This window comes from Micromonospora endolithica, assembly GCF_003626595.1.
In the GTDB taxonomy this organism is placed as follows: domain Bacteria; phylum Actinomycetota; class Actinomycetes; order Mycobacteriales; family Micromonosporaceae; genus Micromonospora; species Micromonospora endolithica.
This window is the reverse complement of record NZ_RBAK01000016.1, coordinates 56511-79430: the sequence shown is the minus strand read 5'-3', so window position 1 is coordinate 79430 and position 22920 is coordinate 56511. Positions and strand designations below refer to the sequence as shown.

Sequence of the window (22920 nt, the reverse complement as noted above, 5' to 3'; positions counted from 1 at the left end):
CCTAGGTTCCGATCGGAGGGACATCGGCGACAGGGGAGGCCGGCATGCAGAAGTACCCGGCCATCGAGGACCACGGCCTCATCGGCGACCTCCAGACCGCGGCCCTGGTCACCCGGGACGGCACCGTCGACTGGTTCTGCGTACCCCGGTTCGACTCGCCCAGCGTGTTCGGTGCCCTGCTGGACTTCCGCCGGGGCGGTTACTTCGCCATCGCCCCGGAGGGCGTCCGGTACGTGAGCAAGCAGCTCTACCTGCCCGACACGCCCATCCTGATCACCCGGTTCATCAGCGCCGACGGCGTCGCGGAGATCACCGACTTCATGCCGGTCACCGGCGAGCGGGCGACCAACCGGCACCGGCTGGTGCGGATGGTCCGGATGATCCGCGGCAGCATGCGTTTCAAGGTCGAGTGCCGGCCCCGGTTCAACTACGGCCGGGACCGGCACGACCTGGAGATCCGGCACGACGGCTACGTCTTCCGTAGCCCCTCGCTGGAGCTGACCCTCAACCCGGTCGGGCGGGTGCGGCGGATCGTCCGGGAACGGGAGACCGCCGCCGACGAGGGCGACGTCGTCGGGTTCGTGACCTTGCACGAGGGCGAGACCGGCGGCGCCGTGCTGGACTCGGGCACCGCCCAGCCGCCCCGGGTCATCCCCATCGACGAGATCGACGAGATGTTCGAGGAGACCCGCGACTACTGGCGGCACTGGCTGGACCGGTCCCGCTACACCGGCCGTTGGCGGGAGATGGTCGAACGGTCGGCGATCACCCTGAAGCTGATGACGTACGCGCCGACCGGCGCGATGATCGCCGCGCCCACCGCCGCGCTGCCCGAGGAGATCGGCGGCACCCGCAACTGGGACTACCGCTACACCTGGGTACGCGACACGTCCTTCTCGGTCCGCGCCCTGCTCGGCCTGGGCTTCACCGAGGAGGTCAGCCGGTACATGAACTGGCTCGACGAGCGGATCCGGGAGGCCGGCGACAGCGCCGCCCCGCTCAAGATCATGTATCGGGTGGACGGGTCGTCGGACCTGGAAGAGGAGGTGCTCGAACACTTCGAGGGCTACCGGGGTTCCGGGCCGGTACGCATCGGCAACGGCGCGGCCGACCAGCTCCAGCTGGACATCCACGGCGAGGCGCTGGACGCCATGCACCTCGCCGACGAGCAGGGCATCCGCGCCTCGAACCAGGTGTGGCGCAGCACCGTACGGATGGTCGACTGGCTCTGCGACAACTGGGACCAGCCCGACGCCGGGATCTGGGAGAGCCGCAGCCACCCGCGCGACTACACGTACGGGCGGCTGATGTCGTGGGTGGCGCTGGACCGGGCGGTGCGCCTGGCCCACCGGCACGGCCGCCCCGGCGACATCAACCACTGGCTGCGGCACCGGGACGACATCTACAACCAGATCATGGAGCGCGGCTACCACCGGGGCCGCCGGACGTTCGTGCAGAGCTACGGCGACGACGTGCTCGACGCCTCGCTGCTGATCATGCCGTCGGTGGGCTTCGTGACCCCCACCGACCCGATGTGGCGGTCCACCCTGCGGGCCATCGACGAGGACCTGGTCTCGGACAGCCTGGTGCACCGGTACAAGCCGGCCGCCGCGCCGGACGGCCTCCCCGGCGACGAGGGCACCTTCAACATGTGCACCTTCTGGTACGTCGCGGCCCTGGCCTGCTCCGGTCGGCTGGAGGACGCCCGGCTGGTGTTCGAGAAGATGTTCACCTTCAGCAACCACCTGCGCCTGTACGCCGAGGAGATCGCCCTGACCGGCGAGCAGATCGGCAACTTCCCGCAGGCGTTCAGCCACCTGTCGCTGATCACCACGGCGGTCGCCCTCAACGAGTTGCTGGACGCCGAGGGCCGCCGGTGACCGCCCTCAGTCGGTGCCCGACGCCACGACGGTGCGGCGCAACTCCCGCTTGAGGACCTTGTGGCTCGGCCCGACCGGCAGCGCGTCGACGTAGCGGACCTGGCGGGGGTACTTGTGCCGGCCCAGGTGCTCCCGCGCCCAGTCCACCAGGTCCTGCTCGCCGGGCACGTCCGTGGCGGCCGGGTCGGGCACCACCACCGCGCAGACCTCCTCGCCGTGCAGCGGGTGGGGTACGCCGATCACCGCCACCTGACCGACCGCCGGGTGCCGGGCCAGGGCCTCCTCCACCTCGCGCGGGTACACGTTGAAGCCGCCCCGGATGATCAGGTCCTTCTTCCGGTCCACGATGGTGACGAAGCCGTCGGCGTCCTTGCGGCCCAGGTCACCACTGCGGAACCAGCCGTCGATTAGCGCCTCGGCGGTGGCCTCGGGCCGGCCGAGATAACCGGCGAAGACGTTGTGCCCACGGATGACGATCTCGCCGAGTTCGCCGGTCGGCACCAGCTCCACACGGTCGTCCAGGTCGGCGCGGGCGATCTCCACCTCCACCCCCCACACCGGGTGCCCGACCGAGCCCGGCCGGGTGCCGAAGTACGGCTGGTTGGTGGTCGCCGTGGGCGAGGTCTCGGACAGGCCGTACCCCTCGTAGACGGTGGTGCCGAAGGCCGCCTCGAAGCGTTCCAGGACGGCGACCGGCAGCGACGCCCCACCGGAGACGCACAACCGGAGCCGGGGCAGGACGGGCCGGTCCCGGGCGGCGGCGAGCAGCGCCACGTACATCGTCGGCACTCCGTGGAACACGGTGACGTCCTCGCGCAGCATCAGGTCCACCGCCTCCGGCCCGGTGAACCGGGCGAGCAGCACCAGGGTCGCGCCGATCCGGAAGGTGCCGTTCATCGCCACCGTCTGCCCGAAGCTGTGGAACAGCGGCAGGCAGCCGAGCACCACGTCGTCGGTGCGGGAGTCGTTGGCGTCGAAGACGTTGACGGTGGCGTTCAGGACCAGGTTGAGGTGGGTGAGCTGGGCGCCCTTCGGCACGCCGGTGGTGCCGCTGGTGTAGAGCACCACCGCGACGTCCTCGGCGGACCGGGTGACGTACGACGGCAGCGCCGGCAGCGACCCGCTCACGTCCTCCAGCCGGGTGTCGTCGGTGCCGCCGCCCGCCGCCCGGCCGACGGTGGCCACCGGTACGCCGGCCCGGTCCGCCGCGGCGGCGCCCATCGCCAGCTGCGAGGTGTGGCAGACCAGCAGCTTCGCGCCGCTGTCGGACAGCACGTGCGCGGCCTCGTCCGGGGTCAGCAGCAGGTGCACCGGCACCAGCACCGCGCCGGCGGCGAGCACGCCGTAGTAGACCCGGGGGAAGTCCACCACGTTGGGCGCCAGCAGGGCCACGTGGTCGCCCGGCCCGATACCCAGCTCGCGCAGCCCGGCGGCGTAACAGCGGGCCTCCAGCCACAGCTCGGCGTACGTGACCCGGATGTCGCCGTCGACGACCGCGACGGTGTCCGGATGCCGGCGCGCCGACTCCGCCAGGATCATGGCCAGCGACAGGGCGGTCATCCGGCGGCGCCCCGGTAGAGGCGGCTGACCGTCTCGGCGACGCAGACCGGCTTGCCGCCGGAGTCGCTGTCCACGGTGACCGTGGTGACCACCTGCACCCCGCCGTCCACCGGGGTCACCGCGCCGATGGTGGCGGTGGCGCGGACCGCGCTGCCGACCCGGACGGGAGCCGGGAAGCGCACCCGGTTGAGGCCGTAGTTGACGCCCATCCCCACCCCCTGCACCCGGTAGAGCCGGCCGACCAGTTCCGGCAGCAGGGACAGGGTCAGGTAGCCGTGGGCGACGGTGCCGCCGAACGGTCCGGCGGCGGCCCGCTCCGGGTCGACGTGGATCCACTGGTGGTCGTCGGTGGCGTCGGCGAACAGGTCCACCCGGGCCTGGTCGATCCGCAGCCACGGGCCGGGGCCGACGGTCTGCCCGACGGCCGCGGCCAGGTCGTCGATCGAGGCGAACGTCCTCATGCCAGGTGCCCTCCGATCTTGGTGTAGCCGCGCAGCAGGTCGCGGGAGAGGATCAGCCGCTGCATCTCGTCGGTGCCCTCGAAGATCCGGTAGAGCCGGACCTGCCGGTACCAGCGTTCGATGGGCAGCTCCCGGGTGTAACCCATGCCGCCGTGGATCTGGAGCACCCGGTCGACCACCCGGTTGACCATGCCGGCGGCGTAGAGCTTGCACATCGACGACGCGTGTCGGGGGTCGCTGCCCTGGTCCACCGTCCAGGCGGCGCGCAGGACCAGCCAGCGGGCCGCCTCCAGCTCGGTCTCCGAGTCGGCGATCATCCACTGGATCGCCTGGTTCTCGCCGATCGGCCGGCCGAACGTCTCCCGGGTGTTCGCCTGGTCGATCGCCATGCCCAGCGCCCGTTCGGCGATGCCGACGGCGTGCGAGGGGATGGTGTAGCGGCCCTTGCCGATCCACTCCATGCCCAGGGTGAAGCCCTGGCCGATCTCGCCGAGGATGTTGCGCTCGGGCACCCGGACGTCGTCGAAGACGAGCGCGGCCGGGCCGCCCTCGCCCATCGTCTGGATGAACTCCGACCGCCAGCCCATCGTCCGGTCCACCAGGAACGCGGTCGCGCCGCCCCGGCGGGCGCCCCGCTCCGGGTCGGTGACCGCGATGACGATGGCGAAGTCGGCGTCGTGGCCGCCGGTGATGAAGGTCTTCTCGCCGTTGAGCACCCAGTCGCCGCCGTCACGGCGGGCGCTGAGCCTGATGTTCGCCGCGTCGGAGCCGGCGCCCGGCTCGGTGATCGCGAAGCAGCTCAGCCGTTCGCCCTCGATGGTGGGCACCAGGAACTCGCGCTTCTGCTCCTCGTTGGCGTGGAACAGGATGTTGTCCGCCTCGCCGCCGAACCGGAACGGCACGTACGAGCGGCCCAGCTCGGTCCAGAGCAGCGACTGGGTTACCGCCGGCAGGTCCATCCCGCCGTACTCCACCGGGGTGGCCAGGCCCCAGAAGCCGAACTTGCGCGCCTTGAGTTGCAACTCGCGCAGCTCGGCGCGCTCCAGGCCGGGCCGGTGCGCCCGTTCCCGCCGCAGCAGCTCCTGCTCCAGCGGCACCACCTCCCGGGTGATGAAGTCGCGGGCGGTGTCGCGGATGGCCCGCTGCTCGTCGGACAGAGCGAAGTCCATGGTGTCCCCTCCGGGTGTTCGGGTGGTGTGCCGGTCAGCGCGCGCCGCCGTTGACGTACAGGGTCTGGCCGCTGACGTACGAGGCGTCGTCGCTGGCCAGGAAGGCGATCACCGAGGCGATCTCGGTCGGTTGGGCGACCCGGCGCAGCGGGGTGTGCTCGGCGACCATCCGCTGGTGGTCCTCCGGGGTGCTGCCCACCCGCTGCGCGGTGGCGGCGGTCATCGCGGTGGCCACGTACCCGGGGGCGACCGCGTTGACCGTCACGTTGAACGGCCCCAGCTCGACGGCGAGCGTCGCGGTGAGGCCCTGCACCCCGGCCTTCGCCGCGGCGTAGTTGGCCTGGCCCCGGTTACCCAGCGCGGAGCGGCTGCCGAGGTTGACGATCCGCCCGTAGCGGGCGGCCACCATGTGCCCCTGGGCCGCCTGGCAGCAGAGAAACATGCTGGTTAGGTTGGTGGTCAGCACCGACTCCCAGGCCGGCAGGGACATCTTGAACAGCAGGTCGTCGCGGGTGATGCCGGCGTTGTTGACCAGCACGTGCAGCCCGCCGTACGTCTGGGCCACCCGTTCGGTCATCGCGGTGACGGCGTCCGGGTCGGTGACGTCACAGCCGATGCCGACCGCCCGGCCCCCGGCGGCGGCGATCTTCCCGGCGACGGTCTCGGCGCGGGCGGCGTCCAGGTCGACCACCGCCACCGCCGCCCCCTCGTCGGCGAGCCGGTGGGCGGTGGCCGCGCCGATGCCCTGCCCCGCTCCGGTGACGACGGCGACCCGGTCGGCGAATCTGGTCACGGTGTGCTCCTTGCGGTCAGAAGGCGTTGACGCCGGTGAGCGCGCGTCCGATCAGGAGTTGCTGGATCTGGCTGGTGCCCTCGTAGAGGGTGGCGACGCGGGCGTCGCGCAGGTACTTGCCGACCGGGTACTCGTCGATGTAGCCGTACCCGCCGAAGACCTGGACCGCGTTGTTGGCCGCGCGGACGGCGGCCTCGCTGGCGAAGAGCTTGGCCATCGACGCCTCGGTGGCGAACGGCTCGCCCCGGTCGATCAGGTCGGCCACCTGCCAGACCAGCAGCCGCGCGGCGGCGGTGTCCACCGCGATGGCGGCGAGCAGTTGCTGCACGAGCTGGTGGCCGGCGATCGGCTTGCCGAACTGGGTGCGCTGGCCGGCGTAGCCGACGGCCGCGTCCAGGCAGCCCTGGGCGATGCCGACGCAGCCGGCGGCGACCGACATCCGGCCCTTGGCCAGCGTGGCCAGGGCCAGCCGGAAGCCGCCGCCGGGTTCGCCGACCAGCGCCGAGGCCGGTACCCGGACCTGGTCGAAGCGCAGTTCACCGGTGGCCTGCCCGCGCAGGCCGAGCTTGCCGTGGATCTCCCGGCGGGTCAGCCCCGGGCTGTCGGTGGGCACCAGGAACGCGCTGATGCCCCGGTGCCCCGGTCCGCCGGTGCGGGCGAAGACCAGGGCGACGTCGGCGGTGGTGCCGTTGGTGATGAACGTCTTGGTGCCGGTGAGCAGGAAGTCGTCGCCGTCGCGGACCGCGCGGGTGGTCAGCGCGGCGGCGTCGGAGCCGCTGTCCGGCTCGGTGAGCGCGAAGCAGCCCAGCGCGGTGCCGGCACACAGCCGGGGTAGCCAACGGGCCCGCTGGTCGGCCGAGCCGTACGCGGCGAGAGACTTCGCGACCAGGCCGAGGGAGACCGAGACGATGCCCCGGACGGCGGAGTCACCCCGGCCGAGTTCCTCCAGCACCAGGCAGTACGTGAGGTGGTCGCCGCCGGAGCCGCCGTCGGCCTCGGGAATGGTCAGGCCCAGGAAGCCGAGGTCGGCGAGCTTCCCGACGACGGCGGGGTCGACCGACTCCCGCCGGTCCCAGGTCGCCGCGTGCGGGACGACCTCGCGGTCGACGAACTCGGCGGCGAGCCGGCGGACCGCCGCCTGCTCGGCGGACAGATGCAGGTCCATGGCCCATAAACTAGCGGTGCAAGTTAAATTCCGTCCAGGCCTCCTGTGGCAGAGTTTCTCCCCGACCAGGGAAAGCACGACCCGCGACGGCCCGACCCGGGACACCGCGACCCGCGACACCGGACGGAGGAGCACATGCCCCGACCTCGGCAGGCGCTGCTCAGCCGGCAACGGATCGTCGAGGCCGCCGCCGCGATCATCGACGCCGACGGGTTGGAGGGGTTCTCCACCCGGCGGCTCGCCGCCGACCTCGGCGTGCGCGGACCGTCGCTGTACAACCACTTCGCCACCAAGGACGAGATCCTCGACGCGGTCGCGGACAGCATCACCGGACAGGTGGACGTGTCGTTCTTCGGCCACGTCGACTGGCGGGAGGCGCTGCGCCGGTGGGGGCACTCCTACCGGGCCGCGCTGGCCGCACACCCGCACATCGTGCCGTACCTGGCCCGCGGTCCCGGGCGGCGGCCGGCGGCGCTGGCCATGGCCGACGCGGTCTACGGCGGTCTGGTCGAGGCGGGTTGGCCGCCGGCCCGGGCCACCCACATCGGCGCGCTGATGCGCTACTTCGTGGCCGGGTCGGCGCTGGGTTCGTTCGCCCGGGGCTTCGTCGAGGACCCGGGCCTCTACGCCGAGCAGTATCCGCACCTCACCCAGGCCCACCGCCTCGCCGAGCACCAGCAACGGGTGGACGAGGGCGCCTTCGCGCTCGGTCTGGACGCGCTCATCGACGGGCTGTCCCGCACCTACGAGCGGCACGTCGGCCCGCTGCCGCCCCTCCCGCCGGTCGCCGACGCGTACTAGGGTCCAAACTTGCACTGCTAGTTTCGGGCAACCTGGGTGAGGGGCGCGATGGATCTCGCACGGACCGACTTCTACCTCGACGGCCGGTGGGTCGACGCCTGCGCCGACGCGACACTGCCGGTGCACAATCCGGCCACCGAGGAGGTCGTGGCGACCGTACCGGCGGGCACCGCCGCTGACGTCGACCGCGCCGTGGCCGCCGCCCGCGCCGCCTTCGACGGCTGGGCCGCGACCGCGCCGGCCGAGCGCGCCGCCCACCTTGACCGGCTGCACGCCGCGCTCACCGCCCGGGCCGACGACATCGCCCGGACGGTGGCCCGGGAACTGGGCACCCCGCTGAAGCTGGCCGCCCGGGTGCAGACCGGCCTGCCGTTGACCGTGCTGCGCGGCTACGTGGACCTGGCCGCCCGACCGCCGGCGCAGGAGACGGTCGGCAACTCGCTGGTGGTCCGGGAACCGGTCGGCGTGGTCGGCGCGATCACCCCGTGGAACTACCCGCTGCACCAGGTGATGGCGAAGCTCGCCCCCGCCCTGGCCGCCGGCTGCACGGTGGTGCTCAAGCCGAGCGAGCTGACGCCGCTGGTGTCGTACCTGCTGTTCGACGCGATCCACGAGGCGGGCCTGCCACCGGGCGTGGTCAACCTGGTCACCGGCACCGGCCCGGTGGTCGGCGAGGCCATCGCCGCGCACCCGGACGTCGACCTGGTGTCGTTCACCGGCTCCACCGCGACCGGCGCCCGGATCGCGCACCTGGCGGCGGACCGGATCGCCCGGGTCGCGCTGGAACTCGGCGGCAAGTCGGCCAACGTGATCCTGGACGACGCCGACGTGGTCACCGCGGTCAAGGTCGGCGTCGGCAACGCCTTCCTCAACTCCGGCCAGACCTGCACCGCCTGGACCCGGATGCTGGTGCACCGCTCCCGGTACGACGAGGCGCTGACGCTGGCCGCAAAGGCCGCCCAGGCGTACCGGCTCGGCGACCCGTTCGCGCCGGACACCCGGCTGGGCCCGCTGGTTTCGGCGGCCCAGCGGGAGCGGGTACGCGGGCACGTCGCCCGGGGGCTGGCCGACGGCGGCCGGCTGGTCGCCGGTGGACCGGACGCGCCGGTGCCCGACCGGGGCTGGTTCGTCGCGCCCACCGTGATCGCCGACGTCGACCCGGACAGCGCCCTGGCCCAGGAGGAGGTCTTCGGCCCGGTGCTCGCGGTCATCCCGGTCGACGACGACGACCACGCCGTCGCGGTGGCCAACAACTCCCGGTACGGGTTGGCCGGCGCGGTCTGGTCGGCCGACGAGGACCGGGCCCTGCGGGTGGCCCGGCGGATGCGGACCGGCGCGGTGGACGTCAACGGCGCGCCGTTCAACCCGCTCGCCCCGTTCGGCGGCTACAAGCAGTCCGGTATCGGTCGGGAACTGGGCCGGTACGGGCTGGACGAGTTCCTCCAGACCAAGGCCATCCAGCGATGAGGGCGCTGCTCGCGCGCGGGGTCGGCGCGCCACTGGAGGTGACCGGGATCGAGCTGCCCGCCCCGGGCCCCGGCGAGGTACGGGTGGACATCCGCGCGGCCGGGGTCTGCCACTCCGACCTGTCGATGGTCAACGGCACCATCGCCGCCCGGTATCCGCTCGCGCTCGGCCACGAGGCGGCCGGGGTGGTGGTCGAGGTCGGCGCCGACGTGACCCGGGTGGCCGTCGGCGCGCACGTGGTGCTGAACTGGGCGCCGCCGTGCCGCGCCTGCTGGTTCTGCGACAACGGCGAGCCGTGGCTCTGCGCGCACCTTGGCGCGCCCACGGTCGCCCGGGGCCGGACCGCGTCCGGCGAGGCGCTGCACGTGACACTCGGTCTCGGCGCCCTCGCCGAGCAGGTGGTGGTCGGCGAGCAGGCGGTGATCCCGGTTCCCGAGGCCCTGCCGTTCGAGGCGGCGGCGCTGCTCGGCTGCGCCGTACTGACCGGGGTCGGGGCGGTCCGGCGTACCGCCGCGGTCACGCCCGGCCAGTCGGTGGCGGTGATCGGCCTGGGCGGGGTGGGGCTGTCGGTGGTCGGGGCCGCCCGCGCGGCCGGCGCGGACCCGGTGCTGGCGGTCGACGTCTCCCCGGCCAAGGCGGAGCTGGCCCGCGCGGTGGGCGCCACCGAGTTCCTGGTCGCCGACGACACGCTCAGCCGCGCGGTGCGGGAGCGGACCGAGGGCCGGGGCGTGGACCACGCGTTCGAGTGCGTCGGCCGGGGGGCCACCATCCGTACCGCCTGGCGGGCCGCCCGGCGCGGCGGCCAGGTGACCGTGGTGGGCATGGGCGCGAAGGACGACGTGGTACAGCTCGGCGCGCTGGAGATCTTCCACTCGGCGCGGACGCTGCGCTCGTCGGTGTACGGCTCGTCGGATCCGGACCGGGACCTGCCTGAACTGGCCCGGGCGGTGCTGGACGGCAGCCTCGACCTCACGCCGCTGATCACCGACCGGACCACCCTGGACGGTGCGGCCGCGGCGTTCGACCGGATGGCCCGGGGCGAGGGCGCCCGCACCGTCGTGGTGCCCTGAGGAACCCGCCCCACGGCGGCCGGTCAGGCCAGGGCGCGGGCCAGTTCGGTGCGGGACCGGATGCCCAGCCGGTGGAAGATGTTGCGCAGGTGGTGGTCGACCGTCCGGGTGGACAGGAACATCCGGGCGGCGACCTCCCGGTTGGTGGCCCCCTCGGCGACCAGTTGCGCGATCCGCAGTTGCTGCCCGGTCAGCAGCCGCACCGCGGCCGGGTCGACCGCGCCGACCGACTCGCCGGCCGCCCGCAGCTCCACCGTGGCCTGCTCGGCCCAGACGGTGGCGCCCAGCAGGGTGAACGCCTCCCAGGCGTCGTGCAGGTGCTCCCGGGCGTCCCGGGGGCGGCGGGCCCGGCGCAGCTCACGGCCGTAGAGCAGGGCGGTCCGGGCCCGCTCGAAGGTGCCCGCGTCCAGCGGGTGCAGCCGCAGCGCGGCCCGGAACCGCTCCTGCGCCTCCGCGCTGCCGCGCCGGGCCAGCAGGGCGTGACAGCGCGCCGACAGGGCGCGCCGCGACGGGCTCGCGGTGCTGCTGGCCCAGCGGTCGAAGACGGCCAGCGCGGCGGTCGCGGCCGGCCGGTGCGGCAGGTGGGCGGCGGCCTCCACCAGGTACGGGGTGGCCATCACCTGGACCAGGATCTGACCCCGGCCGGTGCCGGGCCGGGCCAGCGCGGCCAGCCGCGCGGCGGCCGCCTCGTGCCGACCGTCGGTGAGGTCGAGCACGGCGAGCGCCCACTGGGCCAGCGCCCGGGGCCGGCTGTGCGGTGCCGGCGACTCACCGGTCTCGCGCAGCCGGCGCAGGCACGTGGCACGGTCCGCGCGGACGGCGGCCAGCACCGCGAGCATCCCCAGGTGTACGCCGGCCGAGTCGGCCTGACCGGTGGCCCGCGCCACCCGCAGCCCCTCCCGCGAACTCTCCGTCGCCGCCTCGTGCCGGCCCAGCCAGTACTCGGCGGTGGCCCGTAGTTCGAGGGCGCGCGGCAGCGCGGACAGCTCACCCCGGGCCCGGGCGAGGTCGACCGCCCGGTCGGCGAGCCGGTGCGCCGCGCCCTCGACGGCGACCAGCAGCCCGGCCGCCGCCGCCCAGGTCAGCGCCGCGGGGGTCAGCGCCGGCCCGGTCAACTGGCCACCGAGCACGACGGCCCGGCGCAACGCGGGCCCGGCCTGCTCGTGGTCGCCGCGCAGGGTGGCGGCCACCCCGGCCAGGTAGTGGCCGATCAGCTCGGTGTCCGGCGGGTCGCCGGGGCGGGACAGCTGCGCGGCGCGACGGGCGATGTCGGTGTACCGGTACTGCTCACCGGAGAAGCTGACCGCCTCACCGGCCCGGGCCAGGGCGGCCAGGGCCAGCGCCCGGTCAGTGCCGGCGAGGCCGTCCGCCGCGGCCAGCAGCTCCGGCAGGGCCGCCGAGACGGGTCCGCACCGCAGCGCGACCTCACCGCGCAGCAACGCGGCCCGCGCGGCGACCGACGCCGGGACGGGTACGGCCCGCAGACCGGCCAGCAGCAGCCGGGTGCGCGCCGCCGCGCCGCCGTGCCAGGCGTACCGGGCGGCGGTCAGCCGGCGCTCGGCGGCCCGGGCCGGGTCCGCGGTGAGGTCGGCCGCCCGCTGGAGCGCGACCGAGGCGCGGGTCCAGTTCCCGTCCCCGACGACCGCCGCCTGCTCCAGTTCGGCGGCCAGCTCCGGGTCCGGTCCGGCCGCCTCGGCGCTGCGGTGCGTCGCCCGGCGCAGCCGGTCGGCCGGCCCATCCAGGACGCCGGCCAGCAGCAGGTGCGCCGCGCGGCGCTCGGCCAGCGGCGCGAGGGCGGCGACCACCGTGCGGACCACCGGCTGCGGAAAGGTGATCCGGTGCGCCTCGAGGAGGACCAGCCCGGCCTCCTCGGCCGGCGCGAGGGCGGCCACCGCCGTGCCGGCGGCGCGGGCGGCCCGGACCAGCGTGTCCGGCTCGTCGTCGTCGGCGAGGGCGGCGAGCAGCAGCACCCGCCGGGTCTCGGCGGGCAGGTCGTCCAGCCGCCGCCGGTACGCGCGGGCCAGCGCGCCGTCGGCCGGCGGCGCGGCGGGAGGCGGCTCCTCCCCCCGGCACTGCTCGGCGGTGAGCACCCCGGCGAGGTCGACCAGCGCCTGCGGGTTGCCGCCGGCGGCGGCGGCCAGCGCGGCGGCCACCGCCGGCACCGGCGCCTCGGGCAGCCGGTCGGCCAGCAGGGCGACGCTGTCCGGCTCGTCCAGAGGGCGCAGGCGGTGGCCCGGCAGCCCGCCGGGCGGCGTGGTCGACGCGGTGAGCAGAACGGCCACCGGCAGCGTGCCCAGCCGACGGGCGACGAACGCCAGCGTCTCGGCGGTCGACCGGTCGCCCCGGTCGACGTCGTCCATCGTGCACAGCAGCGGCCGGTCCCGGGCCACGGCGGCGAGCAGCCTGAGCACCGCGAGGTTGAGCGCCAGCCGGCGCTCGGGCGGACAGCCGCCGCCGGTCAGGGCCCGGCGCAGCACCCGCGCCGGGGTGCCGGGCAGCGCGGCGACCCGGTCGAGCACCGGATCCAGGAGTCGCTGCAGCCCCGCGTACGGCAGGGCGGCCTCCTCGGTCAGCCCGGTGCCGGCGAGGACCGTGTGACCGGCGGCGAGCCGGTGGGCGTACGCGACCAGGGCGCTGCGGCCGGATCCCGGCTCACCGTGCACCACCAGGGCGCTCCCGCCGTCGGCCAGCCCGTCGAGCAGCCGACGGATCGCCTGGCACTCGTCGTCCCGACCGCGCAGCACGGTTAATTGCACTCTTGATGCAGTAACCATGCATTTAGTGTCACCTATCGGTAACCAGTTGGAAAGAGGAGATGCTCAGCGCTCGGCGACCTCGGCCAGCAACGCGCCCACCGTACGGGCCATCACCGCCCGCGCCGGGTCGACGCCCAGCCCCAGGCCGTCGCGCAGCATCGACCAGGTCTGCCAGGTGCTCACCGACACGATCGCGTCGAGCAGTTGCCGCCGGCCCGCGCCGGCCCGCTCCAACTCGGCGGCGAACAGCACCTCGACCTCGTCGCGGACCCGCGCGATGTGCTTGAGCCGGTTGCGCCGCAGTTGCTCGGAGACCGGCTCGCGCATCTGGGCGGCCCGCGCCGAGGGCGCGATCAGCTGGAGCAGCCGGGCCCGCTGCCGGCAGTACGCGTCGACCCGTCGGGCCAGCGGCAGCGCGGGCGAGATCGGCCGGTGGGCGGCGTCCTGCTGGCGGAGCACCTCGACGCCACTGGCCTCGAAGAGCGTCTCCATGTCCTTGAAGTTGGTCCAGAGCGTGCGCAGCGAGACGCCGGCCCGCTCGGCGATCCGCTCGCCGGTCGGCCGGAGATCACCCTCGGAGATCAGGGTCAGGTGCGCCTCGACGATCGCCGCCCGGGTGCGCTCGGCGCGGGCGGTCCGCCCGTCGACCCGTTCCGGCACCTCGGTCCGGTTCATCCGCCCTCGCCCCCTCACCCCCGCCATGGACCCTCCGGCGGCAGGGCCGAGTCTAGACGCGCGCCGGCACGGCCCGGCCGGCGGCGATGGCGGGAGGCGTCGGCGGTCATCCGGTGGCCCGGCCGGCCAGCGTGGCGCCGCCGTCACACACCAGGGTCTGCCCGGTGATCCAGGCCGCGTCGGGGCCGGCGAGGAAGGCGACCGCGGACGCCACGTCCGGCGGCACGCCGAGCCGCCCGAGCGGGTAGGCCGCCGCCACCTGCTCCTCCCGGCCCTCGTAGAGCGCGGCGGCGAAGCGGGTCTTCACCACCCCGGGGGCGACCGCGTTGACCCGGACCGTGGGGCCGAGTTCGACGGCCAGGCACGCGGTCAGGTGGTTGAGGGCGGCCTTGCTGACCCCGTAGAAGGCGATGCCCGGCGGCGGGGCGAGACCGGCGACCGAGGAGACGTTGACCACGCAGCCGCCGCGCTCGGTCATGCCGGCGGCGCAGACCTCCTGCACCCAGCCGAGCGCACCCACCAGGTTGACGTCGAGGATCTTGCGCGCCGCGGCCAGGTCCAGGGTGGCCAGCGGCCCGTACGCCGGGTTGATGCCGGCGTTGTTGACCAGGACGTCCACCGGCCCGAAGGCGGCGGTGACCCGGCGCACCGCGTCCGCCCGGTGCGCGGCGTCGTCGGCCCGGCCGGGCACCGCGACGGCGTGCTCCGGCCCGCCCAGCGCGGCGACCGCCTCGTCGAGCGTCTCGGGTCGCCGGGCGGTCAGGCCGACCCGCGCGCCGTCGGCGACCAGCCGCCGCGCGATGGCCAGGCCGATGCCGCGGCTGGCGCCGGTGACGAGAGCGACGCGACCGGCGAGCCGGCCAGAATCTGCATGCACAGTGCAGATAGTAGGGGGCCGGTCGCCGCGGGTCAACGACCGCGAGGACCGCGCCACATCGCGTTGACACGGCGCGAAGGTGACCGCACTGTCGATGCAAATAGATTCCCCGTCCGGAGAGGACCTGACATGCCCGACGCCGTCATCGTCGCCGCCGCCCGCTCCCCGATCGGCCGCGCCAACAAGGGCTCCCTGCGCGAGGTACGCGCCGACGACCTGGCCGCCACGATCGTCCGCGCCGCCCTCGACCAGGTCCCCGAGCTGGCCCCGGAGGAGATCGAGGACCTGATGCTGGGCTGCGGGCAACCGGCCGGCGAGCAGGGGCACAACCTGGCCCGCGTGGTGGCGGTCCTGCTCGGCCTCGACCACCTGCCCGGCACCACCGTCAACCGCTACTGCTCCTCGTCGTTGCAGACCACCCGGATGGCGCTGCACGCGATCCGGGCCGGCGAGGGCCGGGTGTTCGTCTCCGCCGGCGTGGAGTGCGTCTCCCGCTACGGCGGCGGTCGCAGCGACGGGCACCCGGGCAGCACCAACGCCGCGTTCGACACCGCCCGGGAGCGCACCGAGAGCCGCGCCGGTGGCGGCGCGCCGGACTGGCACGACCCGCGCAAGGACGGTGACCTGCCGGACGTGTACCTCGCCATGGGACAGACCGCCGAGAACGTGGCGCAGCTGCGCGGGGTTACCCGGCGCCGGCAGGACGAGTTCGCCGTACGCTCCCAGCAGCTCGCGCAGCGGGCGATCGCCGACGGGTTCTGGGCCCGCGAGATCACCCCGGTCACGGTGCCCGACGGCACCACGGTCACCGCCGACGACGGTCCCCGGGCCGGCGTCACCCTGGACGCGGTCGCCGCCCTCGACCCGGTGTTCCGGCCGGACGGCACGGTGACCGCCGGCAACTGCTGCCCGCTCAACGACGGCGCCGCCGCCCTGGTGGTGATGTCCGACGAGCGGGCGCGGGAGCTGGGGGTCACGCCGCTGGCGCGGATCGTCTCCACCGGCCTGAGTGCCCTCTCCCCGGAGATCATGGGCCTCGGCCCGGTGGAGGCGTCCCGGCGGGCCCTGCGGCACGCCGGCATGTCCGTCGGCGACGTCGACCTGGTCGAGATCAACGAGGCGTTCGCCGCGCAGGTGGTGCCGAGCGCCGAGGAACTCGGCGTGGACTGGGACCGGCTGAACGTCAACGGTGGCGCGATCGCGGTCGGCCACCCGTTCGGCATGACCGGCGCCCGGATCACCACCACCCTGATCAACTCACTGCGCTGGCACGACCGGCAGATCGGGCTGGCCACCATGTGCGTCGGCGGTGGCCAGGGCATGGCCATGGTGATCGAGCGACTGAGCTGACCAGGACCGGCACGGACCGGCCGGCCCGGTCGACGGCGACGTGCCGCGACCGGGCCGGCCCGTTGTGGTGGGTCAGGGCGCGGTCGGTACGCCGTTGGCCGGCGGCGGGGCCGGCTGTGCGGTGAACTCGCGTACCGCGCCGTCGCCCTCGTCGGTCTCGTACGTCGGTCCGAAGTAGCTCTGCACTCCCCCGCTGACCCGGTTCAGGCGCTGCCCGCCGTAGCCGGAGTGGTCGGTCGCGGAGAACCGCAGCGGCGCGAGGCCGGGCCCCTGGTAGCCACCCTTGCGGACCGCCTCCACCACCGACTCGCGGGTGAGGTCCTTGCCGGCGGCGAGGAGCACCTGCACGAAGAGGTAACCGACGGCCATGCCGTAGACGGTGTTGCCGTCGAACGGCGCGTCCCCGTTGAACTCCTTGTTGATCTTCGTAAAGAGCTGGATCCAGGGGTCGGTGGTGGCGTTCTGCATCGGCAGGTAGTTGGCGCCGATCATGCCCTCCAGCAGCGGTGCCGCCTCGCCGAGCTGCTTGGCCAGCGTCGGGTGGTCGGCGCCGACGTTGGACACCACCCACTGCGGCTTGAACCCGAGCCGGGCCGCGGTGCCGATGGACAGGGCGGTGAAGCCGGGCACCGTGGCCAGCACGACCACCTGGCAGCCGGCCGCCTTGAACGCGCCGATCTGCGGCGCCACGTTGGTGTTGCTGGTGACGTACGTCTGCTTGACCGCCACCCCGCCGGCGCCCAGCACCTTCTCCACGCCGGCCAGGCTGTCCCGGCCGAAGTCGTCGTCCTGGCCGAGGAAGCAGACCTTCTGGCCGGGCAGCGCGGTCTTCACGTGGTTGGCCAGGATCTTGCCCTCCACCGTGTAGTCCGGGTTGAAGCCGAACGTGGACGGATACTTGTCGGGCTGGTCCCAACTGCGGCTGCCCGAGGCCACGAACAGGTCGGGCACCCGGTTGCTCTTGAGGAAGTCCAGCACGCCCGAGTGCGTCGGCGTGCCGAGGCCGTTGAGGATCGCGAACACCTTGTCCTGAAGGACGAGCTGACGCACGACCTGCTGGGTGTTCGCCGGGTTGTACCCGTCGTCCATCACCTTGTAGGTGATCTTGCGACCGTGCACGCCGCCGTTGGCGTTGACGTGGTCGAAGTACGCCTTCGTGGCCGGGGCGATCTTCGAGTAGCCCGCGGAGGCCGGACCGGTCAGCGGCATGTGGGTGCCGACGACGATCTCGGTGTCGGTGACGCCCGGAACCGATCCGCCCCCGGTGCCGGAACCGCCGTCGTCACCGCAGCCGGCGGCGCTCAGGAGCAGGGCGATGGTGGTGGCGATCGCGAGACCGCCTCGTGCCGTACGGTGCATGGAACACCGGCCTTTCGTCGAGTGTGTGTGGTGGGGTGGAGCGCCCGGCCGGAGCCGGACCGGAGGGTCAGGACCGCCGACGGGACCGGCGGGCGAGCAGGGCGCGGCCGAGCCGGGTGAGCAGGCCCTGCACCCCACCGGGCGCGGCGATCATGACGACGACGAGGGTGATCCCGAAGATCGCCAGCGGGAGGTTGCCCTCCAGCCGCTGCGCCGCCGCCGGCGACAGGGCCAGCAGCTCGGTGAGCGCGTGGCTGAGGTCGGGCAGCGCGACCAGCAGCACCGCGCCCCAGACGGCGCCGGCGAGCCGGCCCAGGCCGCCGATCACCACGGCCATCAGCAGGAACAGCGACAGGGTCAGCGAGAACGCGCCGGGCGACACGCTCTGCGCGAGCACCGCGAGCAGGGCGCCGCCGAGCCCGGCGGTGCCGGCGCTGACCACGAAGGCCAGGACCTGGGTACGCGCGACGTGGATGCCGGCCAGCCGGGCGGCCACCTCGTCGTCGCGGACCGCCCGGAACGTGCGCCCGTACCGGCTGCGGACCAGGTTGGCCAGCAGCAGCAGGACCAGCAGGGTGGTCCCAGCGGCGATCCAGAGCTGCCACCGCTCGTACGGGAAGTACGCCCCGAGCGCGAGCGGCGGCGGCTCCACCGGCACCGACAGCCCCTGCTCGCCGTTGAGGACGCCGTCGAAGGTGACCGCCAGCGCCGGCACCACGACGGCCACCGCCAGGGTCACGCCGGCCAGGTACGGCCCGCGCAGCCGCGCCGCGGCCACCCCGACCACCGCGCCGACGGCGAGGGTGACCAGCAGCGCCCCGGCCAGCGAGACCGGCAGCAGCCAGCCACCGGTGAGCCCGGCGTCGGCGAAGGCGTTCTGGGTCAGGGCGAGCGTGTAGGCGCCGGTGGCCATCAACGCCCCGTGCCCCAGTGAGAGCTGGCCGTTGAGGCCGGTGAGCACGGTCAGCCCGGCGGTCGCGCACAGGTACGCCGCCACGGTGGCGAGCTGGAAGTTGCGGAACGGCTCGACGGCGTAGCTCAGCCCGAGCAGCAGCAGACCGGCGACCAGTACCACGGCGAGGTGCCGCAGCAGGGTGCCGCCGCGCGGCGTCGGCGCGCGACGCGGGGACTCCGCGGTGCTCCGGGCGCGGGGCGGCACGACCGCCCGGGTGGCGCTCACACCCGCCTCGCGGCGACCGTGGCGAACAGGCCGCCGGGACGGACCAGCAGCACCGCCAGCAGCAGGACCAGCACCGCCAGCGGGGTGAGGTCGCTGCCGGCGTAGCCGCTGACGTAGGACAGCAGCAGGCCGACCACCAGCCCGCCGACCACCGCGCCCGGTGGACTGTCCAACCCGCCGACGACGGCCGCGGTGAACGCCGAGACGAACACCAGGTCCATCGCGTGCGGGTGCAGACCCAGCTCGGTGGGGATCACCAGCATCGCGGCGAGGGCGCCGACCGAGGAGGCGAGCGCCCAGCCGAGGGTCAGCATGCCGCCCACGTTCACCCCGAGCAGCCGGGACACCTCGGGGGCGAACGCGGCGGCGCGCATCCGCAGACCGACCGCGGTGCGGGCGAAGACCCAGGCGAGCGCCCCCACCACCACCCCGACGGTGGCGAAGACGAACAGGTCGTACGGGGACAGCAGGGCGAGTCCACCCACGGTCAGCGCGCTGCGCGAGAAGGGCGCCGGGGCGGGCCGGAACTCGCTGCCGTACACCATGCCGAGGACGGCCTGGATCAGCAGCACCAGCCCGAGCGCGACGATCACCGGGTTGAGCGGCGAGGCGTGGTCGACGTGGCGCATCACCACCCGGTCCACGACCGCGCCCAGCAGCAGGCCGGCGGCGAGCGCGGCCAGGAAGCCCAGCCAGTACGAGCCGGTCGCCGCCGAGACGCTGTAGGCGACGTACGCCGCGGCGACCGCCATCGCCCCCTGGGCGAAGTTGACGACCCGGGCGGCCCGCCAGATCAGCACCAGGGCCAGTGCGAACGCGGCGTAGACCGCTCCCCGGGACAGGCCGTCCAGGGTGAGGAAGACGAAGCGGTCCAAGTTCTCCTCCGGGGGGTGGGTCAGAAACCGAGGTAGGCGTGGCGCAGGTCGGCGTCGTCACGCAACTCGGCGGCCGGTCGGGTGGTGACCACCCGGCCGAGGGACATCACGACGCCCTGGTCGGCGATCCCGAGCGCGCTGCGGACGTTCTGTTCGACCAGCAGCACGGTCAGTCCGGTGTCGTCGCGCAACTGCCGCAGCAGGGCCATGGTCCGGGCGACCACCCGGGGCGCGAGGCCGAGCGAGGGCTCGTCGAGCAGTAGCAGGCGGGGCCGGCCGATCAACGCCCGGCCGAGCGCGAGCATCTGCCGCTCGCCGCCGGAGAGCTGGTGGCCGTGGTGCCGGCGGCGTCGGGCCAGCGGCTCGAAGAGCTGGTAGACCTCGTCCAGGGCCCGGCCGGCGTCGGCGCGGTCGCGCCGCCACAGGCCACCCAGGCGCAGGTTCTCGTCCACGGTCAGCTCGCCGATCACGCCACGCCCCTCGGGCACATGGGCCATGCCGCGGCGCACCAGCTGCTCCACCGGCGTGCCGCCCAGGTCCTCGCCGTCGAGCAGGATCCGGCCGGCGGACGGGCGCAGCATGCCGGACAGGGTGCGCAGCAGGGTCGTCTTGCCGGCGCCGTTGGCGCCGACCACGGCGGCGATGGTGCCGGCCGGGACGGTGAGGTCGACCGCGTGCAGCACCGGCGCGGCACCGTAGCCGGCCACCAGGTCGCGGACGACCAGCAGCCCGTCGTCGCCCGCGCTCACCGGGACTCCTCGACGGCCGCGCCGAGGTAGGCGTCGGTGACGGCGGGGTCGTCGCGTACCTGGTCCGGGGTGCCGGCGGCGATCACCTTGCCGAAGTCGAGCACGACCAGCTCGTCGCACACGTCCATCACCAGGTCCATGTGGTGCTCGACCAGCAGCACCGCGCAGGGGTCGACGGCGCGGCGGGGCAACTGCCGGATCAGCTCGGCCAGGGCGGTGATGTCCTCCGCGCCGAGACCGCCGGCCGGCTCGTCGAGCAGGAGCAGCCGGGGCCGCGCGGCCAGCGCGCGGGCCAGGGCGACCCGCTGGCGTACGGCGAACGGAAGCGTGCCCGGCGCGGCGGCGGCGTGCCCGGCGATGCCCAGGCCGTCGAGCACGTCGAGGGCGTGTCGGCGTAGCCGCGCCTCGTCCCGGTCGCTGCCGGGCAGCCCGAGCAGCGCCGGGAGGAAGCCGGCGCGCGCGGTGTGTGTGGCGCCGGCCATCACGTTCTCCAGGACGGTGAGCCCGGCGAACAGCCCGGTCCCCTGCAACGTGCGGGCGATGCCGAGCCGGGTGAGCCGGTGCGGGCGCGGGCGCAGCTCGCGGCCGTCCAGGGTGAGCGAGCCGGTCTGCGGGCGGACGAACCCGCAGATCACGTTGAACAGCGTGGTCTTGCCGGCGCCGTTGGGGCCGATCACCCCGACGACGCGGCCGGGAGGCACCCGCAGGGAGACGTCGTCGAGGGCGGTGAGACCTCCGAAACGCACTCCGACCTGGTGCAACGCGAGACCGTCGTCCATCACCCATCCCTCGCTCGTGGCGGGTGTTATTTACACTCGCAGTGTACATTTCTCGGTTACCGCGTCAATACTTCGAGGTTTCCTCGGCTCGTTCCGCCGTCGAGGGGGTCGCTTTCTGCACTTCGACGGCAGCATGGCGACGGGGCGGTCGCCGTCGGCGACCGCCCCGTCCGGCCCCGGTCAGGAACTGGGGCAGGTGTTGCGGTACTCCTCGATCGCCGAGCCGGTCGGACCCGGGCAGAGGAACTGCTCGTAGCGGGTGTCGTCGTCGACGAAGCGCTTCAGCCACGCGACCATCTGCCGGGCGGTCGGCGTGTTCGTCGTCTGCGGGAAGAAGTGGCTCGCCCCGTTCAACTCCAGGTACGCCTTCTCCGCCGACGCCGGGATGCTGTTGTAGAACGGGATCGAGTGCGACGAGACCGAGGCCACGCTGTCCGACTCGCCGCCGATGATGAGCGTCGGCACCCGCAGCTCCGACCAGCTCTTGTCCAGGTTCCACGGTGCCAGCGGCACGGCGGCCTGCAACGACGGTCGGGACGACGCCGCCTCCAGGCTGCCGCCGCCACCCATCGAGTGACCGGCCACGGCCTGCCGGCTGGCGTCGATCCGGCCGCGCACCGAGCTGCGCTCGGTCAGGTAGTCCAGCGCGGCCAGCAGCTGCCGGCCCCGGCTGTCCGGCTGGTCGAACCGGCTGTTGGTCTCGATGCCGATGACCACGAACCCGTGCGAGGCCAGCCGCGGACCGAGCCAGCTGATGCTGGACCACGAGGCGGTGTAGCCGGGCGAGATGGCGACCGCACCGAAGGTGCCCTCGCTGGTGGTGGTCGGGTAGTAGATGACGCCGCCGCCGAAGCCGGTGACGCTCCACGAGGAGACGCTCTGCGACGAGGTGGCGAACGGTCCGCGGCTGGCCTCCAGCAGCGCGACCGTCGGGTTCGGGCCCCGCTCGTACGGGCTGGCCGCCTGGGCGGCGGCCGGCGCGGCGACGGCGGCGGTGGCGGACAGTGTGGCGGCCAGCGCGAGGCGGGCGACCCGGCCGGCGAGGGGACGGGTACGGGTGGTGGTGGCTGATGACACGTCGGGCACTCCCTGGTGGTGGGGACATATCGACGTACGCCAGTCTTCGGCGGGTCGTTCCACCACCGCATCGGCGAAATCACCAGTCCCCGGGAGATCCGCGCGGGTCGGCGCGGCTTCAGCGCAGGACGGTCGGCGGGCCGAAGCGCACCGGCACGCCCGGCGAGTAGAGCACGCTCACCGGCGCGGACTCCGGCGCGGGCAGGCCGGCCGCGGCGATCAACTCGTCGTCGAGGCCGAGCAGCTCCGCGCGGTGCAACGGCCAGCGCGGGTGGACGTTGGGCAGGTGCAGGGTCCGCCCGTACGCCCGGGTGTGCAGCCCCCAGCGGGCGGTCAGGAAGTGTTCCAACGCGGTCGGCTCGCCGATCGGGTCGCCGAGACGTACCCGCAGGTCGCCGACCACCCCGCGCGGGCCCGGCCAGCGCCGCCGGCTGGTGTAGGTGAGCACGTCGCCGTCGCGGCGCAGGCGCATCCGGGACCAGAGGTACGGCAGACGCAGGCTGGCCCGCGCGACCAGGACCGGCAGCAGCCGGGCGGCGTCCAGGGACCGGAACACCACCGCCCGTCGGCCGGCGGTGTCCACGCTGTACAGCCGCACGTTCGTCTCGCAGAACGTGCCCAGGTAGGGCAGACCCGGTCCGGCCAGCGGGCCGAGCCCGACCATCCGGAACGCGATCAGACCCACGTAGGTCCGGCCGGCCAGCACGTCCGGCCGGGTTCCCGGCGGCAGCAGCGGCGCCACCACGTCCGGGTCCACCGCCCAGTGCAGGAAGGTCAGGTCCTCCCACCGCTGCACCAGCACCGGCCACCGCAGCGGCCGGGTGGCCTCGGCCGTGACCGCCTCGACGTCCATCGGGACATTGTGTCCCCCGCAGGC

At 74.1% G+C, this 22920-nt stretch carries 20 protein-coding genes; 5 read left to right on the top strand and 15 right to left on the bottom strand.

From position 1 onward, the window contains the following. Nucleotides 1-44 precede the first annotated feature (44 nt). Nucleotides 45-1880 carry a glycoside hydrolase family 15 protein gene (locus D7223_RS28445; RefSeq protein ID WP_120731993.1) on the top strand — a complete coding sequence of 612 codons (1836 nt, stop codon included), beginning with the start codon at nt 45-47 and terminating at the stop codon, nt 1878-1880. A gap of 6 nt (nt 1881-1886) precedes the next feature. Here D7223_RS28445 and D7223_RS28440 read toward each other — a convergent pair whose 3' ends face one another. Genes D7223_RS28440 through D7223_RS28420 form a run of 5 tightly spaced genes read right to left on the bottom strand, consistent with a single transcriptional unit; the run spans nt 1887 to nt 7028 of the window. Then, nucleotides 1887-3440, bottom strand: coding sequence for a long-chain-fatty-acid--CoA ligase (locus D7223_RS28440; protein WP_120731991.1), 1554 nt, complete (start codon nt 3438-3440; stop codon nt 1887-1889). Next, nucleotides 3437-3901: a MaoC family dehydratase gene (locus tag D7223_RS28435; RefSeq protein WP_120731989.1), complete on the bottom strand. Its 465-nt coding sequence runs from the start codon at nt 3899-3901 to the stop codon at nt 3437-3439. The genes D7223_RS28440 and D7223_RS28435 overlap by 4 nt, the downstream gene beginning before the upstream one ends. Then, nucleotides 3898-5070: an acyl-CoA dehydrogenase family protein gene (locus tag D7223_RS28430; RefSeq protein WP_120731987.1), complete on the bottom strand. Its 1173-nt coding sequence runs from the start codon at nt 5068-5070 to the stop codon at nt 3898-3900. The genes D7223_RS28435 and D7223_RS28430 overlap by 4 nt, the downstream gene beginning before the upstream one ends. A gap of 34 nt (nt 5071-5104) precedes the next feature. After that, complete coding sequence (gene fabG, locus D7223_RS28425) at nt 5105-5863, bottom strand: 3-oxoacyl-ACP reductase FabG (RefSeq protein WP_120731985.1); 759 nt, start codon at nt 5861-5863, stop codon at nt 5105-5107. 16 nt (nt 5864-5879) lie between these two features. Further along, nucleotides 5880-7028, bottom strand: a complete 1149-nt coding sequence (locus D7223_RS28420) for an acyl-CoA dehydrogenase family protein (protein WP_120731983.1) — start codon at nt 7026-7028, stop codon at nt 5880-5882. 135 nt (nt 7029-7163) lie between these two features. Here D7223_RS28420 and D7223_RS28415 point away from each other — a divergent pair, with 135 nt between their 5' ends. From D7223_RS28415 to D7223_RS28405, 3 genes are read left to right on the top strand one after another with little or no spacing between them, the layout of a single operon-like run. Further along, nucleotides 7164-7829 carry a TetR/AcrR family transcriptional regulator gene (locus D7223_RS28415; RefSeq protein WP_120731981.1) on the top strand — a complete coding sequence of 222 codons (666 nt, stop codon included), beginning with the start codon at nt 7164-7166 and terminating at the stop codon, nt 7827-7829. A 48-nt stretch (nt 7830-7877) separates the two neighbouring features. Then, nucleotides 7878-9296, top strand: coding sequence for an aldehyde dehydrogenase family protein (locus tag D7223_RS28410; RefSeq protein ID WP_120731979.1), 1419 nt, complete (start codon nt 7878-7880; stop codon nt 9294-9296). After that, on the top strand, nt 9293-10366 hold the full coding sequence (locus tag D7223_RS28405) for an alcohol dehydrogenase catalytic domain-containing protein (RefSeq protein WP_120731977.1): 1074 nt from the start codon (nt 9293-9295) through the stop codon (nt 10364-10366). The genes D7223_RS28410 and D7223_RS28405 overlap by 4 nt, the downstream gene beginning before the upstream one ends. A 23-nt stretch (nt 10367-10389) precedes the next feature. On the opposite strand, the gene D7223_RS28400 is transcribed toward D7223_RS28405, so the two are convergent. From D7223_RS28400 to D7223_RS28390, 3 genes are all read right to left on the bottom strand, one after another. Then, nucleotides 10390-13122, bottom strand: a complete 2733-nt coding sequence (locus D7223_RS28400; protein ID WP_238162266.1) for a helix-turn-helix transcriptional regulator — start codon at nt 13120-13122, stop codon at nt 10390-10392. Between the two features lie 63 nt (nt 13123-13185). Continuing rightward, the gene (locus tag D7223_RS28395) at nt 13186-13797 is read right to left on the bottom strand and encodes a TetR/AcrR family transcriptional regulator (protein ID WP_120731973.1); all 612 of its coding nucleotides are present in this window, start codon (nt 13795-13797) and stop codon (nt 13186-13188) included. 106 nt (nt 13798-13903) lie between these two features. Continuing rightward, nucleotides 13904-14674, bottom strand: a complete 771-nt coding sequence (locus tag D7223_RS28390; protein ID WP_120731971.1) for an SDR family oxidoreductase — start codon at nt 14672-14674, stop codon at nt 13904-13906. A 129-nt stretch (nt 14675-14803) separates the two neighbouring features. Here D7223_RS28390 and D7223_RS28385 point away from each other — a divergent pair, with 129 nt between their 5' ends. After that, nucleotides 14804-16024, top strand: a complete 1221-nt coding sequence (locus D7223_RS28385) for an acetyl-CoA C-acetyltransferase (RefSeq protein WP_120731969.1) — start codon at nt 14804-14806, stop codon at nt 16022-16024. Between the two features lie 72 nt (nt 16025-16096). Here the strand turns inward: D7223_RS28385 and D7223_RS28380 are convergent, their stop codons facing one another. The 7 genes from D7223_RS28380 to D7223_RS28350 all read right to left on the bottom strand — a co-directional run bounded on the left by D7223_RS28380 (nt 16097) and on the right by D7223_RS28350 (nt 22896). Beyond that, complete coding sequence (locus tag D7223_RS28380; protein WP_120731967.1) at nt 16097-17383, bottom strand: ABC transporter substrate-binding protein; 1287 nt, start codon at nt 17381-17383, stop codon at nt 16097-16099. A 67-nt stretch (nt 17384-17450) separates the two neighbouring features. Then, the gene (locus D7223_RS28375) at nt 17451-18563 is read right to left on the bottom strand and encodes a branched-chain amino acid ABC transporter permease (protein ID WP_120731965.1); all 1113 of its coding nucleotides are present in this window, start codon (nt 18561-18563) and stop codon (nt 17451-17453) included. Further along, on the bottom strand, nt 18560-19438 hold the full coding sequence (locus D7223_RS28370) for a branched-chain amino acid ABC transporter permease (RefSeq protein ID WP_120731963.1): 879 nt from the start codon (nt 19436-19438) through the stop codon (nt 18560-18562). The genes D7223_RS28375 and D7223_RS28370 overlap by 4 nt, the downstream gene beginning before the upstream one ends. Before the next feature lie 20 nt (nt 19439-19458). Beyond that, nucleotides 19459-20187, bottom strand: a complete 729-nt coding sequence (locus D7223_RS28365) for an ABC transporter ATP-binding protein (protein WP_186832227.1) — start codon at nt 20185-20187, stop codon at nt 19459-19461. Continuing rightward, on the bottom strand, nt 20184-20966 hold the full coding sequence (locus D7223_RS28360; RefSeq protein WP_120731961.1) for an ABC transporter ATP-binding protein: 783 nt from the start codon (nt 20964-20966) through the stop codon (nt 20184-20186). The genes D7223_RS28365 and D7223_RS28360 overlap by 4 nt, the downstream gene beginning before the upstream one ends. A 180-nt stretch (nt 20967-21146) precedes the next feature. Then, nucleotides 21147-22043 carry an alpha/beta hydrolase family protein gene (locus D7223_RS28355; protein ID WP_120732099.1) on the bottom strand — a complete coding sequence of 299 codons (897 nt, stop codon included), beginning with the start codon at nt 22041-22043 and terminating at the stop codon, nt 21147-21149. Nucleotides 22044-22161: 118 nt separating this feature from the next. After that, nucleotides 22162-22896 (bottom strand): YqjF family protein, encoded by a 735-nt coding sequence (locus tag D7223_RS28350; RefSeq protein WP_120731959.1) that lies wholly within the window; start codon nt 22894-22896, stop codon nt 22162-22164. Nucleotides 22897-22920: the final 24 nt, after the last annotated feature.

What these genes read in the sequence shown, in the direction of transcription:
- D7223_RS28445 (WP_120731993.1), top strand. Translation starts at nt 45, where the DNA reads ATGCAGAAGTACCCGGCCATCGAGGACCACGGCCTCATCGGCGACCTC.
- D7223_RS28440 (WP_120731991.1), bottom strand. Translation starts at nt 3,440, where the DNA reads ATGACCGCCCTGTCGCTGGCCATGATCCTGGCGGAGTCGGCGCGCCGG.
- D7223_RS28435 (WP_120731989.1), bottom strand. Translation starts at nt 3,901, where the DNA reads ATGAGGACGTTCGCCTCGATCGACGACCTGGCCGCGGCCGTCGGGCAG.
- D7223_RS28430 (WP_120731987.1), bottom strand. Translation starts at nt 5,070, where the DNA reads ATGGACTTCGCTCTGTCCGACGAGCAGCGGGCCATCCGCGACACCGCC.
- D7223_RS28420 (WP_120731983.1), bottom strand. Translation starts at nt 7,028, where the DNA reads ATGGACCTGCATCTGTCCGCCGAGCAGGCGGCGGTCCGCCGGCTCGCC.
- D7223_RS28415 (WP_120731981.1), top strand. Translation starts at nt 7,164, where the DNA reads ATGCCCCGACCTCGGCAGGCGCTGCTCAGCCGGCAACGGATCGTCGAG.
- D7223_RS28410 (WP_120731979.1), top strand. Translation starts at nt 7,878, where the DNA reads ATGGATCTCGCACGGACCGACTTCTACCTCGACGGCCGGTGGGTCGAC.
- D7223_RS28405 (WP_120731977.1), top strand. Translation starts at nt 9,293, where the DNA reads ATGAGGGCGCTGCTCGCGCGCGGGGTCGGCGCGCCACTGGAGGTGACC.
- D7223_RS28395 (WP_120731973.1), bottom strand. Translation starts at nt 13,797, where the DNA reads ATGAACCGGACCGAGGTGCCGGAACGGGTCGACGGGCGGACCGCCCGC.
- D7223_RS28385 (WP_120731969.1), top strand. Translation starts at nt 14,804, where the DNA reads ATGCCCGACGCCGTCATCGTCGCCGCCGCCCGCTCCCCGATCGGCCGC.
- D7223_RS28380 (WP_120731967.1), bottom strand. Translation starts at nt 17,383, where the DNA reads ATGCACCGTACGGCACGAGGCGGTCTCGCGATCGCCACCACCATCGCC.
- D7223_RS28360 (WP_120731961.1), bottom strand. Translation starts at nt 20,966, where the DNA reads ATGGACGACGGTCTCGCGTTGCACCAGGTCGGAGTGCGTTTCGGAGGT.
- D7223_RS28350 (WP_120731959.1), bottom strand. Translation starts at nt 22,896, where the DNA reads ATGGACGTCGAGGCGGTCACGGCCGAGGCCACCCGGCCGCTGCGGTGG.